This window comes from Variovorax sp. GW821-FHT09D07 (genome assembly GCF_059416345.1).
Genome location: NZ_JBWKOY010000004.1, coordinates 121,757 through 137,112 on the forward strand (window position 1 = coordinate 121,757; position 15,356 = coordinate 137,112).

General features: G+C 68.3%; 15 protein-coding genes and 1 tRNA gene. 10 read left to right on the forward strand and 6 right to left on the reverse strand.

Annotated features, from left to right (window positions below; translation table 11 throughout):
- Positions 1-54: 54 nt before the first annotated feature.
- Positions 55-615 (reverse strand): thermonuclease family protein, encoded by a 561-nt coding sequence (locus tag AC07OX_RS16250; protein ID WP_495261192.1) that lies wholly within the window; start codon positions 613-615, stop codon positions 55-57.
- A 98-nt stretch (positions 616-713) separates the two neighbouring features.
- Here AC07OX_RS16250 and greB point away from each other — a divergent pair, with 98 nt between their 5' ends.
- Positions 714-1,295, forward strand: a complete 582-nt coding sequence (greB, locus tag AC07OX_RS16255; protein WP_495261191.1) for a transcription elongation factor GreB — start codon at positions 714-716, stop codon at positions 1,293-1,295.
- A gap of 12 nt (positions 1,296-1,307) precedes the next feature.
- Here the strand turns inward: greB and AC07OX_RS16260 are convergent, their stop codons facing one another.
- The 4 genes from AC07OX_RS16260 to AC07OX_RS16275 form a co-directional block, all read right to left on the reverse strand.
- Positions 1,308-3,551: a RelA/SpoT family protein gene (locus AC07OX_RS16260; protein ID WP_095746649.1), complete on the reverse strand. Its 2,244-nt coding sequence runs from the start codon at positions 3,549-3,551 to the stop codon at positions 1,308-1,310.
- A 93-nt stretch (positions 3,552-3,644) separates the two neighbouring features.
- Entirely contained in the window at positions 3,645-3,848 is a 204-nt protein-coding gene (gene rpoZ / locus AC07OX_RS16265) for a DNA-directed RNA polymerase subunit omega (protein ID WP_013543330.1), read from the reverse strand.
- A 31-nt stretch (positions 3,849-3,879) separates the two neighbouring features.
- The gene (gene gmk / locus AC07OX_RS16270; protein WP_062476362.1) at positions 3,880-4,500 is read right to left on the reverse strand and encodes a guanylate kinase; all 621 of its coding nucleotides are present in this window, start codon (positions 4,498-4,500) and stop codon (positions 3,880-3,882) included.
- 14 nt (positions 4,501-4,514) lie between these two features.
- Positions 4,515-5,438, reverse strand: a complete 924-nt coding sequence (locus AC07OX_RS16275; protein ID WP_495261190.1) for a YicC/YloC family endoribonuclease — start codon at positions 5,436-5,438, stop codon at positions 4,515-4,517.
- Positions 5,439-5,529: 91 nt separating this feature from the next.
- On the opposite strand from AC07OX_RS16275, the gene AC07OX_RS16280 reads away from it, so the two are divergent.
- The 6 genes from AC07OX_RS16280 (at position 5,530) to AC07OX_RS16305 (ending at position 10,297) form a co-directional block, all read left to right on the forward strand.
- A complete protein-coding gene (locus AC07OX_RS16280; protein ID WP_056573330.1) occupies positions 5,530-6,537 on the forward strand; it encodes a serine/threonine protein kinase in 1,008 nt (335 codons plus the stop codon).
- A gap of 5 nt (positions 6,538-6,542) precedes the next feature.
- The gene (locus AC07OX_RS16285; RefSeq protein WP_495261189.1) at positions 6,543-7,451 is read left to right on the forward strand and encodes a PP2C family protein-serine/threonine phosphatase; all 909 of its coding nucleotides are present in this window, start codon (positions 6,543-6,545) and stop codon (positions 7,449-7,451) included.
- 55 nt (positions 7,452-7,506) lie between these two features.
- Positions 7,507-8,238 (forward strand): ribonuclease PH, encoded by a 732-nt coding sequence (rph, locus tag AC07OX_RS16290; protein WP_495261188.1) that lies wholly within the window; start codon positions 7,507-7,509, stop codon positions 8,236-8,238.
- A gap of 73 nt (positions 8,239-8,311) precedes the next feature.
- Positions 8,312-8,911: a non-canonical purine NTP pyrophosphatase gene (locus AC07OX_RS16295; RefSeq protein WP_070062009.1), complete on the forward strand. Its 600-nt coding sequence runs from the start codon at positions 8,312-8,314 to the stop codon at positions 8,909-8,911.
- 3 nt (positions 8,912-8,914) lie between these two features.
- Positions 8,915-10,177: a radical SAM family heme chaperone HemW gene (hemW, locus tag AC07OX_RS16300; RefSeq protein ID WP_062476321.1), complete on the forward strand. Its 1,263-nt coding sequence runs from the start codon at positions 8,915-8,917 to the stop codon at positions 10,175-10,177.
- A gap of 32 nt (positions 10,178-10,209) precedes the next feature.
- Positions 10,210-10,297 (forward strand) — tRNA-Ser (locus AC07OX_RS16305).
- Positions 10,298-10,356: 59 nt separating this feature from the next.
- On the opposite strand, the gene AC07OX_RS16310 is transcribed toward AC07OX_RS16305, so the two are convergent.
- Positions 10,357-12,045, reverse strand: a complete 1,689-nt coding sequence (locus AC07OX_RS16310) for an InlB B-repeat-containing protein (RefSeq protein ID WP_495261187.1) — start codon at positions 12,043-12,045, stop codon at positions 10,357-10,359.
- A gap of 171 nt (positions 12,046-12,216) precedes the next feature.
- Between AC07OX_RS16310 and AC07OX_RS16315 the strand changes: the two genes are divergently transcribed.
- From AC07OX_RS16315 to AC07OX_RS16325, 3 genes are all read left to right on the forward strand, one after another.
- A complete protein-coding gene (locus AC07OX_RS16315) occupies positions 12,217-12,609 on the forward strand; it encodes a hypothetical protein (RefSeq protein ID WP_495261186.1) in 393 nt (130 codons plus the stop codon).
- A gap of 104 nt (positions 12,610-12,713) precedes the next feature.
- Complete coding sequence (locus AC07OX_RS16320) at positions 12,714-13,322, forward strand: response regulator transcription factor (protein ID WP_495261185.1); 609 nt, start codon at positions 12,714-12,716, stop codon at positions 13,320-13,322.
- Positions 13,319-15,178: a sensor histidine kinase gene (locus AC07OX_RS16325; RefSeq protein WP_495261184.1), complete on the forward strand. Its 1,860-nt coding sequence runs from the start codon at positions 13,319-13,321 to the stop codon at positions 15,176-15,178. The genes AC07OX_RS16320 and AC07OX_RS16325 overlap by 4 nt, the downstream gene beginning before the upstream one ends.
- The last annotated feature ends 178 nt before the right edge of the window (positions 15,179-15,356 follow it).

Genomic DNA, 15,356 nt, shown 5'->3' on the forward strand with positions numbered 1-15,356 from the left:
CTCGTTTTTCGAGCTAACCCTTTTTCTTTGGCCGGTCATTGCGCCGCGCTCGCATCAAGGTCGCGTCGGTCGCGCGTCTTTCCAGAGGCCAGCCCGTTTGGCCTTCGCTTCTTCCTCCGCGAATTCATACTGCCCGCGCTCCTGGGGCGACAGGCGTTGCGCCTGCGCGGGCTGCCAGCGTGCCAATCCGACGGTCAGCAGTGCCAGGCCTGCGTCGAGCGTCCTCGGGCCGTTGGGTGCCGAGTCCGGCGTCACCATCACGCGGCAGATGCGCTCGCGGGCATGGGATGTGGAAGCGTCGCAGTCGACGTCCGCTGGCTTCAGGCGAACCATGTCGTGCATCTTCTGCCGGGCCTGCTCGGCGAAGGGCTGCCCCGGCTTTGGCGCCTCGATGCCCTGCAGGCGCACGCGGCGCCACGCACTGGCGCTGGCCGCGTCGCCGCAGCGGGCGGTGAGGGTGTCGCCGCTGTGGATGCTCACGACGAAGCAGGTCTGCGTCCTGGCGTGGGTGTCGAAGGGAAGAAAGCCCAGTGCGGCAGCAAGGACCGCGAGAGCGTACAAATGAAGCCCCGCCGAGGCATGGCGACGGCATGGGAAATGTCCGGTGGCGATCACGGGGGCTCCTGTCTCCTGGGGATTGCGGTTGCGGCAAACTTACCGGCTTGTAGGGCGCGGCAAGGGCGCCCAGTATTTCCGATTTGAAGGGCTCTGCATTGAACAAGGCATTCACCAAGGAGTCGGACGCCGATGCGGACGACGACGATGACGGCGCAGGCGGCGCCGCACCCGCGCTGCCGGCGGGTAGCAAGAACTACATCACGCCCGAGGGCTACGCGCGCCTGCGCGACGAACTGCTGCAGCTGATGGACGAGGAGCGCCCCAAGGTCGTCGAGGCCGTGCACTGGGCCGCGAAGAACGGCGACCGCTCCGAGAACGGCGACTACCTCTACGGCAAGAAGCGCCTGCGCGAGATCGACCGGCGCATCCGCTTCCTCGGCAAGCGGCTCGAGATCGCGGAGATCACCGATCCGTCGGTGCACCATGGCCGCGACCAGGTCTTCTTCGGCGCCACGGTCCGCTATGTCGATGAGACCGGCGACGAGCGCAGCGTCACCATTCTCGGCATCGACGAGGCCGAGAGCGCCAAGTCGGAAGTCAGCTGGATTTCACCGATCGCACGCGCGCTGCTCAAGGCGCGCGAAGGCGACGTGGTGAAGCTCGTGACCCCTGGCGGGGCGCATGAGGTGGAGATCCTGTCGGTGAGCTACCCGGCGCCGCGCACGCCGGCGAACTGACGAAGAAGAAGGTCAGGGCGCCGGAATCGTCCGCGCCGCGGTCAGTACCGACGCGGTCCGGCGCGCGGCGCGCAGCACGGCGTCGAGGTGCGTGCGGTCGCGCACTGCGATCACGAAGCGCAGGTCGGTCGAGTCCTGCGGGGTCTCGTCGGCCATTTCCACGTGCGTGATGTCGGCCTCGGCATCGGCCAGCGTGGCCGCCACGCGGGCCAGCACGCCCTTGTCGTTGCGCACGGTGATGACCACGCCGGTCTCGAAGGCACGCGTGGGCTCGTCGGCCCATTCGACCGCGAAGAAGCGCTCGCTGTCCTTGTTGCGCAGGCGCTGGCCCACGCCACAGTCGTCGGTGTGCACCACCAGCCCTTCGCCGTGCCCGAGGTACCCGACGATCTGGTCGCCGGGAATGGGCCGGCAGCATTGCGCAAAGCGCACGGAAGAGTTCTCGCTGCCGTCGAGCGTCACCGCGCCTTGCGACACGGCCTCGTGCGAGGTGAAGCGCTCGCGGCTGAGCAGCAGGGCGTCAGGGCGCTCGCCGATCTCGGCCAATAGCGCCATGAGCCGCTTAGCGACGATGCTCGCGATGCGCTTGCCCAGGCCGATGTCGGTCAGCAGCTCGGCGCGGGTGCGGTTGCCGGTGAAGCGCAGCAGCTTCTCCCACAGTGCCTGGTGTTCGTCGTCTTCCTCGGGCAGCTTGCCAAGGCCTTCGGCGCGCAGCGCCTGCGCCAGCAGCTTCTCGCCCAAGCCTTCGGACTCGGCATGCGCCAGCGTCTTCAGGTAGTGGCGAATCTTGGAGCGTGCCCGGCCGGTGCGCACGAAGCCCAGCCAGGCGGGGTTGGGCGTGGACACGGGCGCGGTGATCACTTCGACCACGTCGCCGTTCTTCAGCTCGGTGCGCAGCGGGACCTGGTCGCCGTTGATGCGCGCGGCCGAGGTGTGGTCGCCGATGTTGCTGTGGATGGCGTACGCGAAGTCGACCACCGTGGCGCCGCGCGGCAGCGCCATGATCTGGCTCTTGGGCGTGAAGACGTAGACGGCATCAGGGAACAGGTCGACCTTGACGTGGTCCCAGAACTCGGCGGCGTCGCGTGTCTCGTCCTGGATGTCGAGCAGCGACTGCAGCCACTTGGTGCCCAGTCGGTCGTTGCTCGCGGCGTTGGGCTCGGCGGCCTTGTAAAGCCAGTGCGCCGCCACGCCCGATTCGGCCACGACATGCATGGCCTCGGTGCGCAGCTGGAACTCCACGCTCACGCCGGCAGGGCCCACCAGCGTGGTGTGCAGCGACTGGTAGCCGTTGAGCTTGGCGATCGCGATGTGGTCCTTGAACTTGCCCGGCAGCGGCTTGTACATCTGGTGCAGGATGCCCAGGCCGGTGTAGCAGGCGATCACGTTCGGCACGATGAGCCGGAAGCCGTAGATGTCGGTGACCTGCGCGAAGCTCAGGTGTTTTTCTTCCATCTTGCGGTAGATGGAATAGAGCGTTTTCTCGCGGCCCGCGATGCGCAGCGTCATGCCGGCGGCGGAGAAGGCCGTCTCGACCTCTTTCTGCACCTTCTGGATCAGGTCTCGTCGTCGTCCGCGGGCCTTGGCGACGGCCTTGGCCAGCGTGGCGTAGCGCCAGGGCTTGAGGTGGCGGAACGACAGGTCCTGCAGTTCGCGGTAGGTCTGGTTCAGGCCCAGCCGGTGCGCGATGGGGGCGTAGATCTCGAGCGTTTCACGCGAGATGCGGGCCCACTTCTCGCGCGGCGCATCGGCCAGCGTGCGCATGTTGTGCGTGCGGTCGGCCAGCTTGACCAGGATGACGCGCACGTCGCGCGCCATGGCCAGCAGCATCTTGCGGAAGGACTCGGCCTGGTTCTCTTCGCGCGTGTTGAACTGCAGCTTGTCGAGCTTGGTGAGCCCGTCGACCAGCTCGGCAACCGGGGCGCCGAAGCGCTCGATGAGTTCCGGCTTGGTGACCCCGCAGTCCTCGATGGCATCGTGCAGCAGCGCGGCCATGAGCGCCTGGGCGTCGAGCTTCCACTCGGCGCACTGCGCCGCCACGGCGATGGGATGCGTGATGTACGGCTCGCCGCTGTTGCGCAGCTGCCCGAGGTGGGCTTCGTCGGCGAAGCGGTAGGCCCGGCGCACCAGCTCGGTGTCTTCGGGGCTGAGGTAGTCGAGGCGGGCCGTCAGCGCAGCAAAACTCGCGGCGGCCGCGTTCAGCGCCGCCGGACTCGGTTTCGGCGTGGGGGACGGAGGTTTGGCGACCGCGCTCATGGCTACCACTTTAGCGTGACCGCTCTGTGGACGCGTCCAGACGTAAAAAAAGCACCGCAATGCGGTGCCTTTTCGTTGCGGGGCTGCGTCAGATCAGCCCGGCACTTTTTTGAGCATCTCGATGCCGATCTTGCCTTCGGCGATTTCGCGCAGGGCCGTGACGGCGGGCTTGTTCTTGCTCTCGATCTTGGGGGCGTGGCCTTGGCTCAGCATGCGCGCACGGTACGTGGCGGCGAGAACGAGCTGGAAACGGTTCGGGATCTGAACGAGACAATCTTCGACGGTGATGCGGGCCATGATGAATTCTTTCGGTCGGTGAGCGGGGATTTCAAGGGATGTTCAGTGCGGCGAACGTATCGGCACGGGCTCTGCGCTGTGCGGAATACCGGAGCCGCTGCGCGTGGACGATCGCCTTGAGATCGAAAAGTGCGCGCTCAAATAACTCGTTGATTATAACGAAATCGAATTTTCCGGCCTGGGCCATCTCTTCGGCCGCATTCTTCAGGCGCAATTCGATCACCGCCGCGCTGTCCTCGCCGCGCCGCTCGAGGCGGGAGCGCAACTCTTCCCAGCTGGGCGGGAGGATGAAGATCATGACCGCATTGGCAAAGGTCTTGCGGATCTGCAGCGCGCCCTGGAAGTCGATTTCGAGGATCACGTCGGTGCCCAGGGCCACCCGCTCCTCGACCGCCTTCTTCGACGTGCCGTAGCGGTGGCCGTGCACATGGGCCCATTCCACGAAGCCGTCGGCCGCAATCAGGGCGTCGAACTCGCTCGGGGAGGCGAAAAAGTACTCCCGGCCGTGTTTTTCCTGTCCGCGCGGGGGGCGCGTGGTGTGGGAGACCGAGGGCTGAACGGCCGAGTCGAGCTCCATGAGCGCCTTGACCAGGCTCGATTTACCAGCGCCGCTGGGCGCAGCGACCACGAAGATATTGCCGGGGTAGTCCATGGGTAGGCTCGTCGTCATTCGATGTTCTGCACCTGCTCGCGCATCTGCTCGATGAGGACCTTCATGTCCACGCCGATGCGCGTGAGTTCCAGGGCGGCCGATTTGGAGCCCAGGGTGTTGGCTTCGCGGTGCAGTTCCTGGATCAGGAAATCCAGCCGCTTGCCGATCTCGCCGCCCTTCTTGAGCAGCCGCTCGATCTCGTCGAGGTGCGAGTTCAGCCGGGTGAGCTCTTCCGCCACGTCGATGCGAATCGCGAAGGCGGTGGCTTCGGTCAGGGCGCGGTCCTGGGCGGCTTCGGGCAGCGTGCCGCCCGTGCCGGCGGTCAGGCCCATGGCCTCCTGCCAGCGTTCCAGGAAGCGGTTGCGCTGCTGTTCAACCAGCTGCGGTACCAGCGGGCCGGCCTGCTGCACCAGGGTGCGCAGCTGCGCCAGGTGCGCTTCGAGCATCTTGGCCAGCCGGGCGCCTTCGCGCTGGCGGGCGGAGATCAGGGCTTCCAGGGCCTTGCCTGCCACGTCGAGCAGGTCGGGGCCCCAGTCGCCGCGCGTGGCGCCGTCGCTGCCGGCCAGGCGCAGCACGTCGGCCACGCTGAGCTCGCGGGCGCCGGGCAGCCAGGCACGGATGCCGTCCTGCACGCCGTTCAGCCGCTGAAGCAGCTTGACGGAGGGCTCGACCACGCCCGCCTGGGACGTGTTCTCGATGGCCGCGCGCACCTCGACCTTGCCGCGCTTGAGCTTGCCCGTGAGCAGCTCGCGCAGCGCGGTCTCATGCTGGCGCAACTCCTCGGGGAGCTTGAAGGTGAGGTCGAGAAAGCGGCTGTTGACCGAGCGGATTTCGACCCCGAGCCGGCCCGCGGCGGAGGGCCGTGCATCGGCTTCGGAGTGGCTGCCTGCGGGGCCGTTCTGGCCGCTGGCGTAGCCGGTCATGCTGTAAACTGGCATTGCGCCTCACTGTGGTTTTGCTTGCAAGCACCGAGGCGTCGGTACAGCGTTCGCTTGCCGCACCATCGCCTTCGGGCGAAACTCCCGGATTATGTCAAAGGTCAAGCCTACGCCCCTGTTGCCCGATACGGTCATTGGCGGATATCGCGTTGTTCGCCGGCTTTCCGCGGGCGGTTTCGGCGTGGTCTACCTCGCGATCGACCCGAACGGCCAGCAGGTCGCCGTCAAGGAATACCTGCCTTCGTCGCTCGCCACGCGGGGCCCCGGCGAACTGGCGCCGCAGGTGCCGCCCGAGAAGCTGTCGCTGTACCGCCTGGGGCTCAAGAGCTTTTTCGAAGAAGGCCGCTCGCTCGCGCAGATTTCGCATGCGTCGGTGGTCAGCGTGCTCAATTTCTTCCGCGAAAACGAGACCGTCTACATGGTCATGAACTACCTGGAGGGCGCGACCCTGCAGGATTTCGTGGTCACGGCACGCGACCTGAAGCGGCAGAAGGTGTTCCGCGAATCGACCATCCGTTCGCTGTTCGACGAAATCCTGCGCGGCCTGCGCATCGTCCACCAGTACAAGATGCTGCACCTGGACATCAAGCCCGCCAACATCTTCGTCACCGACGACGACCGCGCCGTGCTGATCGACTTCGGCGCCGCCCGCGAAGTGCTCAGCAAGGAAGGCATCTTCATCCGCCCCATGTACACCCCCGGCTTCGCCGCGCCCGAGATGTACCGACGCGATTCGTCGATGGGCCCCTGGACCGACATCTACGCCATCGGCGCCTGCATCTACGCCTGCATGCAGGGCTACCCGCCCAACGACGCACCCCGGCGCATCGAGAAAGACCGCCTGAGCCTGTCGCTCTCGCGCCTGCGCGGCGTGTACTCCGACAACCTCATCGAGGTGGTCGAGTGGTGCATGTCGCTCGACCCGCTTTCGCGCCCGCAGTCGGTGTTCGCGTTGCAAAAGGAACTCAGCCGCGAAGGCGAGCGCCGCTACACCAAGCTCACGGTCGGCGAAAAGGTGCGCCTGTCGATCGACAACATCCGCTCCTTCGACAAGAAGAGCCTGCCGCGCGCCGCCGCGCCCACCACCCGTCCGGCCTGATCGACATGAAGTTCTCCGTGTTCCAGGTCAGCCGCAAGGGCGGCCGTCTCAAGAACGAAGACCGCATGGGCTATTGCTACACGCGGGAGTCGGGCCTGTTCGTGCTCGCCGACGGCATGGGCGGCCATCCTGAAGGCGAAGTGGCGGCCCAGCTGGCGCTGCAGACCATCGCCGCGCTGTACCAGCGCGAGGCCCGCCCCACCGTGAAGGACGTGAAGGCCTTCCTGGCCGAGTCGGCCATGTCGGCGCACCAGCAGATCATGCGGTACGCGAGCCACAAGGCGATGCTCGACACGCCCCGCACCACCGTCGTCGCGGCCGTGCTGCAGAACGCCACGGCCACCTGGCTGCATTGCGGCGACTCGCGTCTGTACGTCGTGCGCGACGGCCGCCTGCTGACCCGCACGCGCGACCACTCGCATGCCGAGCGCCCCAAGCCTCACGGCGCCACCGACGCGCCCGTCAACCGCAACCTGCTGCTGACCTGCCTCGGCTCGCCCACCACGCCGCTGTTCGACGTGTCGGCGCCGCTGCCGCTGCAGCGCGGTGACCGCCTCATGCTGTGCTCCGACGGCGTCTGGGGCGTGCTCGACGACGCCGTCATCGTGCACACCCTCTCGTCCGGCAAGCCCGTGTCCGACGCCGCGCCCGACCTCGCCGAGATGGCGCTGCGCAAGGGCGGCGCCCACAGCGACAACGTGACGCTGATCGCGCTCGAGTGGGAAATGCCCGAGACGCCCGGCGACGACCGCGGCGTGTCCACCGAAACCATCGACGACGGCGTGTTCGCCTCGACCATCCAGGCCGGCATGCCGTCCGACAGCGAGATCGACGACCTCGACGAAGACGCCATCGAGCGCTCCATCGCCGAGATCAACGAAGCCATTCGCCGCTCTGCCGCCCGCAAGGCCTGATCTCCTGATCGGGTCTCGCGGTTTTTCTTTTTCTTTTTCGGTTTCCTCCAGACACATGACTGCTTTCACACGAAGCGGCGGCCGCGCCGCCGATCAGCTGCGCCCCGTGCGCATCACCCGCGGCTTCACCATCCACGCCGAAGGCTCCGTGCTCATCGAGTTCGGCCAGACCCGCGTGCTGTGCACCGCCTCGGTCGAAGAAAAAGTGCCGCCGCACAAGAAGGGCAGCGGCGAAGGCTGGGTGACGGCCGAATACGGCATGCTGCCGCGCGCCACCCACACCCGCAGCAGCCGTGAAGCCGCCAAGGGCAAGCAGACCGGTCGCACGCAGGAAATCCAGCGCCTCATCGGCCGCTCGATGCGCGCCGTGTTCGACCTCGCCGCGCTGGGCGAACGCACCATCCACCTCGACTGCGACGTGCTGCAGGCCGACGGCGGCACGCGCACCGCGGCCATCACCGGCGCCTTCGTGGCCGCACAGGACGCCGTCGACAAGCTGCTGGCCTCCGGCGCGCTCAAGGCCTCGCCCATCAAGGGCCAGGTGGCCGCCATCTCGGTGGGCATCGTCGAAGGCACGCCGCTGCTCGACCTCGAGTACACCGAAGACTCGGCCTGCGACACCGACATGAACGTCGTCATGACCGGCGCCGGCCATTTCGTCGAAGTGCAGGGCACGGCCGAAGGCGTGGCCTTCACGCGCGACGAAATGAACCTCCTGCTCGGCCTGGCCGAAAAGGGCATCGGCGAACTCGTGAGCCTGCAGCAGCAAGCCCTGCTTTCGAACTGAACGACCGACGACCACAACCACTAGCTACTGGCGCCCGCCCTCCATAGGGCACCACAGCCATCTTTGACTTTCCATGAAACTGGTTCTGGCTTCCAACAACGCGGGCAAGCTCGCCGAACTCCAGCAGCTGTTTGCCGAGCTGTCCGTCACCCTGGTGCCGCAGTCGGCACTCGGCGTGGGCGAGGCTGAAGAACCCTTCCGCACCTTCGTCGAGAACGCGCTGACCAAGGCGCGCCACGCCAGCGCCGCCACCGGCCTGCCGGCCATCGCCGACGACGCCGGTCTGTGCGTCGACGCCTTCGGCGGCCTGCCGGGTGTCGACACCGCCTACTACGCCACGCAGTTCGGCTACGCCAAGGGCGACGCCAACAACGTGAAAGCGCTGCTCGAACAGCTCGACGGCGTGGTCAATCGCCGCGCCGCGCTCGTCAGCACGCTGGTCGCGCTGCGTCGCCACGACGATCCCGAGCCGCTCATTGCCGTCGGCCGCGTGGTCGGCGAGATCGCGCCCGCGCCCATCGGCGACAACGGCTTCGGCTTCGACCCCGTCATGTACCTGCCGACCTTCGGCAAGACCTTCGCCCAGCTGCCGCCCGACGTGAAGAACGCCAACAGCCACCGCGGCCGCGCCGCGCAGGCCATGCTCGCCCTGATGCGCGAGCGCTGGTTCTGACCCATGGCCACCGTCTTCCCGATCCAGCCCGCCCAAGCCGGCGGCGCCCCTCAGGCCAATGACGTGCTGCACTGGATGCGCCCCGGCCCGCTGCAACTCGCCGCGCTGCCGCCGCTGTCGCTGTACATCCACCTGCCGTGGTGCCTGCGCAAGTGCCCGTACTGCGACTTCAACTCGCACGAGTGGCGCGCCACCAGCGAGGCCGACATCGACGGCCTTCCCGAAGCCGCCTACATCGACGCGCTGATCGCCGACCTCGACGCCGCGCTGCCGCTGATCTGGGGCCGCACCGTCCACACCATCTTCATCGGCGGCGGCACACCCAGCCTGTTCTCGCCACAAGCCATCGACCGGTTGCTCGGCGACGTGCGCGCACGCCTCAAGCTCGCGCCCGAGTGCGAGATCACGCTCGAGGCCAACCCCGGCACCTTCGAGCGCAACCGCTTCCGCGCCTACCGTGCGGCCGGCGTCACGCGCCTGTCGGTGGGCGTGCAGAGCTTCAACGACGAGCACCTGACGGCGCTGGGCCGCGTGCACGACCGCGCGCAGGCCATCGCCGCGGTGGAAGAGGCCGCGAGCGCCTTCGACACCTTCAATTTGGACCTGATGTACGCCTTGCCGGGCCAGACCATGGAAGGCCTCGATGCCGACCTGACCCAGGCCCTGGCGCTCGCGCCGCCGCATATCTCGATCTACCACCTCACCATCGAGCCCAACACCTGGTTCGCCAAGTTCCCGCCCACGCTGCCCGAGGACGACATCGCCTACGCGATGCTCGACCGCATCACCGAACGCACGGGCGCGAGCGGCATGTCGCGCTACGAGGTCTCGGCCTATGCGCGCGACGGGCATCAATGCGCGCACAACCTCAACTACTGGCAGTTCGGCGACTACCTCGGCATTGGCGCCGGCGCGCACAGCAAGCTGAGCTTTGCGCACCGCATCGTGCGGCAGGTGCGCTATCGCGAACCGCGCCTGTACATGGAGAACGCGCGCGCCGGCATGGCCGTGTCGCAGAGCGACGAAGTCGCGCTGGCCGACCTGCCGTTCGAGTTCATGCTCAACGCGCTGCGGCTGAAGCAGGGCTTCACGCTGCCCCAGTTCAGCGAACGCACGGGCCTGGCGATGACGTCGATCCAGCGCGGCCTGGAAGAGGCCGAGCGCAAGGGGCTCGTCGCGCGCGACCTGTTCCGCGTGTGGCCCACCGAGCGCGGACTCGACTTCCTGAGCGATCTGCAGACGCTGTTCCTGCCCGATGACGAGTAAGGCTGCGCCGTCGGCATAAAATCGACGGTTCCGGAGAGTTGGGTGAGTGGTTTAAACCAGCAGTCTTGAAAACTGCCGACGTGAAAGCGTCCGTGAGTTCGAATCTCACACTCTCCGCCATCAGCCTGCTGCTCACGCAGGCTCGCGATCAGGGCAAGCCACTTGCCCCCTCACGCAACCTACCTCCCCGACCCATACCTCCGCACCAAAATGCGCGTCCCTGCCGCCGCCTCAAACTGCTGCCAAACCAGCACCGCATTCCCCACTTCATTCATCGCCAGATCCGGCGAAGTCGCAATTTCGTCCGAGCCCTCCTGAGCCACCGGCACCCCCCAGCCATCCGCCAGCGTGTGCCGAGCCGCATACAGATCGCTCGTCCCCACCCCATTGCCCTGCGCCCACGCCACCAACGCATTGGTCGCATCGTCCACGCCCAGTGCCGGCAAGCTCGCCAACGCCTGCGAAGCCGCCGCCCGCACCACACGGTCCGCGCCGAATGCGGCCCCCGGCGCCGCCGTCGCCGCCATGAGCGCGTTGTCCAGCCGTCCCCAGCTCACGACCGCCGCACCCGCCGCATTCATGCGCAGCACGGGCGTGCTCAACAACGCCTGCGTGGCGACGAACGGTGCGCCCACCCGTGCAGTGCCGCTCTGCCATGCGCCCGCCGAGAAGCGCTTGAACCACACGGCGCTTTCCCACTGGTTGCTGCCGCCGGGCAGGTCGGCCTGGCCCCAGGCGAGCAGCGCGTTGCCGGCGGCGTCGATCGCCAGGTCGTGGGCACCGATCGAGTGGCCGGTGCCGGTGTCGGGCACGAGTTCGGTGGCCGTGGTCCAGGTGCCGCTTGCGTTGGCGCGGTTGGTCCACAGCGAGGCGCTGCTGCCGTCGGAGCGCTTCCACACCGCGACCGACTCGCCCGAGCCCGCGACCACGACGGCCGGGTCGCCGTCGACGCTGCCCACGACCTCGTTGGTCTCGATGAGTGCGGCGGTGCCCCAGCCGCCGGCCGGGGTGTAGCGGTTGGCGTAGATGCTGAAGCGCGTGGCCGGTCCGATCTGCGACCAGACGGCGACGGCGTTGCCGTTGGCGTCGATGCCCACGCTGGCGTTGCCGACGATGCCGGTGCCGGTTTCCAGCAGCGCAGGGCTGCCCCAGCCGCCCGCGGGGTCGACGGGCAGCGCCCACAGGTCGTAGCCGGTCACGGAACTCAGCTGGGTCCACAGCACGACGGCGCGGCCGCTGGGCTTGTCGATGGCGATGCGGATGTCGCGCACGCCGCCGGCATTGGCCTCGAGGCGCTGCGGCGCGGTCCAGCCGCTGCCGGGCAGGTAGCGGCTGCCCCACAGGCGGTCCACCTGCGGGTTGCCTTCGATCTGGCGCCACACGACGAGCGCGCGACCCTCCGCGTCGATCGCGGTCTTCGGCAGGCTGGCGCCGCCGGCCGACAGCGCCGACGCATCGCCCCAGCCGATCACGGGCGGTGCGGCCACGAAGGTGGCCGTCACGCCGAGTGCCGCGTCCATCCGCACGGTGCAGGTGCCGGCGTTGCCGTTGCAGGCACCGCCCCAACTGCCGAGCACCTGCCCCGCCGCTGGCGTGGCCGCGAGGACGACCTCGGTGCCCGCGCTGAAATCGGCACTGCAGCGGTCGGTGCAGTCGATGCCCGCGGGCTGCGATCCGACGTGGCCGTTGCCGGTGATGCCGACCTCCAGGCGATGCGTCACAGCCGCCGGCGGGGGCGCGGGCGGGAAGATGCCCAGGGGCGGCAACGCACCGCCGCCCGATCCGCCGCCACCACCGCCACAGGCCGCCAGCAGGGCCAGCGCGCCCGTCCAGACCATCCACCGTCCGTAGCTGCTCGTCTTCGTCATGTCCGTGTTCCTCCTCGTTCGCTGGCGCCGGGGCCCGGCGCCTTCTGTGTTTGCTTGTTCGTTCAAGAGGGGCGGATCGTAGGGACGGCTGCGCGTGCGGCCCATAGCACCTTCGGGCACCTGCCCTAAGGTGCTATGGGCTGGCGCAAGGTGTCCCGATAGGCTCGCTGCATGACCTCCTCACGCACGCTCTTCTGCCTGCCCTGGCTTCTCATGGCTGCTGTTCTGACGGGTGGATGCGCTTCGCATGCCGTGACCGACGACGCCATCGTCACGAACACCTCGCGCGCGCTGGGCCTGCCGCCGCAGGCGTTCACGATCTCGAACCGGGCCGACAGTGGCGTGCAGACGACTTTCCAGGCCCGCACCGACGGCGGGCGGGTCTACAGCTGCTATGTGGAAGGTTCGGTGTCGGTGGTGGGCCGGGTGGTCAGCGACGCGATCTGCCAGGAGATGCGCCAGAGCGACGCCCCCGCGTCCGCGCGCCGTTCCGCCACACGGCCGACGACCGCCCCTGCGCCGGCCTGCAATGCGCTGCTGCGCGCGGCCGGCCGTTGCAACTGAGGCTTCGCGACAGCCGGCGCGGCACCGATGCGCCGGCGTAGACAACAATGGCGCCCTACGAGGAGAGGGCGCGGGCCGGGCCCGCACCCGAGGATCACGGCACCATGAAACTCCTGCTTGTCGACGATCACCCGCTGTTCGGTGTCGGCTTTGCGCATGCGCTGACGCACGCCCGTCCCGACTTCGAAGTGCAGACCGCGCTCTCGCTGGCCGAGGGCGTGGCGCGGGCCTCGCAATGTGCGCCCGACATCGTGCTGATCGACTACCGCCTGGGCGGTGAAGACGGCCTCGAAGGCCTGCGCCTCTTCGGTGCCCGGCATCCCCTCGTGTCGCGCCTGATGATCTCGGGCGACGAAGAGCCGGCACTCGCCGCCCGCGCACGCGCTGCGGGAGCGGCCGGCTTCATCGGCAAGTCGCGCTCGGTGGCGCACATCGCGGCGGCGCTGGACGAGGTGGCCGCGGGCGGTGAGTCTTTCGACGTGCTGACCTCGCGCACCGGCCTGCCGGTCGCGAGCCTCACGCCGCGCCAGCTCGAAGTGCTGCTGCTGGTGGCGCAAGGCCGCCAGAACAAGCAGATCGCCGCCGAGCTGGCGATCGCGGAGCGCACGGTCAAGCTCCACATCACGGCGCTGCTCGACACGATGGACGCGCGCAACCGCACCCACCTGCTGGTCCAGGCGCGGCGCGCGGGGCTGTGGCTGGAGCCGCGATGAAGCCTTCGGCTCCTGCCGCCCTCGCACCTCCGCTGAAAGCGCCGCGCGTCCCTGGTGTGCGCGGCCTCATTGCCGCGTGCCTGCGCTTCTCGGACCTCCAGCTGCAGCAGGTCGAGCAGATGATCCGCACCACGCCGTGGGCGTGGATGCTGGCCGCGCTCGGCGGGTACCTGTGCTACCGCGAATACGCGACAGGCGCAGACGGCGCGCGCATGCAGGCGTGGTTCGCCGTCTACTGCTTTCTCGTGGCCGTGAGGGGCGGCATCTGGGTGGCATGGGCGCTGCGGCCCGGCCTTCGATCGAACCTCGCGGCGATGGCGCTGCCCCTCATGGCCAGCAGCCAGAGCCTCGCCTTGTCGTGGGGCGTCTTGTGCGTCCTGCTGCAGAACAACGGGCCGGCGCAGGCCGAGGCCATCCTTCACATCACGATGGTCACCGTTTCGCTCGGCGGCGCGATCCGGCTCTCGACGATGGAGCGCTCGGCCATCGTCTATGTGGGCCTCATCCTCGGCCCGCTGGTGCTGCGCGACATCTGGTTCGGCGGCAGCTACCACCTGGCCATGGCAATGATCGTGACGCTCATCGGCGTCTATACGCTGCTGAGTTCCAGGGAGCTCTCGCGCGCGCTGCACGAGATCCAGGCGCAGCGCCGGCGCAATGCCGAACTGGTGACCGCACTGAGCGCCGAGAACGAACGCAGCCGCTCGGCCCGCCAGACCGCCGAAGAAGCCGTGGCGGCACGCATGCGCTTCTTCGCTTCGGCCAACCACGACCTGCGCCAGCCGCTCAACGCGATGGCGCTGCTGGCGCAGACGCTGCACACGGTCAGCACGCAGCCGCAGGTACAGGCGCTCTCCGAGCAGCTGGTGGCCTGCGCCGACGGCATGACCGACGTGGTGGACGACCTGCTCGACATCACGCGTGCCGACGCCGGATCGATCAGCCCGCAGTGGTCGCTCTTCGCCATCGACGAGCTGCTGCGCGATTGCTGCCGGCCGCACCAGGCCGTGGCCGCGGCCAAGGGGCTGACGTTCGAGCTGGTCATCGACCCCGCCACCGTCCGCAGCGACCGCGCCTTGCTCACGCGCGTCGTCACCAACCTGCTGGCGAACGCCATCCGCTACACGCACAAGGGCACGGTGCGGATCGGCGGCCGGGTCGACAACGGCCGGCTGCGGCTGGCCATCGAAGACACGGGCATCGGCATCGCGCCCGAGCACCTGCCGCACGTCTTCGACGAGTTCTATCAAATCGATAACCCCGCGCGCGACCGCCGCCTGGGCTACGGCCTGGGCCTTGCGACGGTCAAGCGATTGAGCGAACTGCTCGACCTGCGCGTGACCGTGCGCTCGCAGCCGGGGCAGGGCAGCGTGTTCGACGTGCAGGTGCCGTTGGCCGATGCGGCCGAGAGCGGCCGGGCGGACGATGCCGAACGGCTCGCCGCGTCATCGACGGCCGCATTGGCCGCGCGCGTGCTCGTGCTCGACGACGACCAGAGTTCGTTGCAGGCGCTGCAAGGGCTGCTGGCCTCCTGGGGCGCGGAGGTCCGCGCCGCGAGCGACATGGCGGGCGCGCTGGCGTGCCTGCAGAAGGGCTTCCGACCCGATGCGCTGGTGGTGGACCTGCGGCTCGGCCTGCAGGCGAGTGGCCTGCAGGCCATCGCGGACCTGCGCCTTGCGTTGAACGAAGCCGACCTGCCCGCGTTGATCGTGACCGGCGACGTCGGCGGCGATTCGCTGGCGGCGGCACGCGAGGCCGGCCTGCCGGTGCTCGTCAAGCCGGTGCGGCCTTCGCAGCTTCGCGCTTTCCTGGGCCATGCGCAGGCCTGGAGGCGGGCGGGCGTCTCGAGCGAGTAGTTGCAAGCCCCGAGCGATTCACTTCGCGCCGGGTCTCATCCTCCCCATCCATTGCCCTGCCCGGTCAAGGTGCGGCGAGTGCGGTGGCGCGGGAAAACACCGAGAGCGCGTTCGTTGACTGGCCCACCCGCAATCCCTAAAGTTCATCCATCTGATCAATTGAGCAGTTGAAGATCAA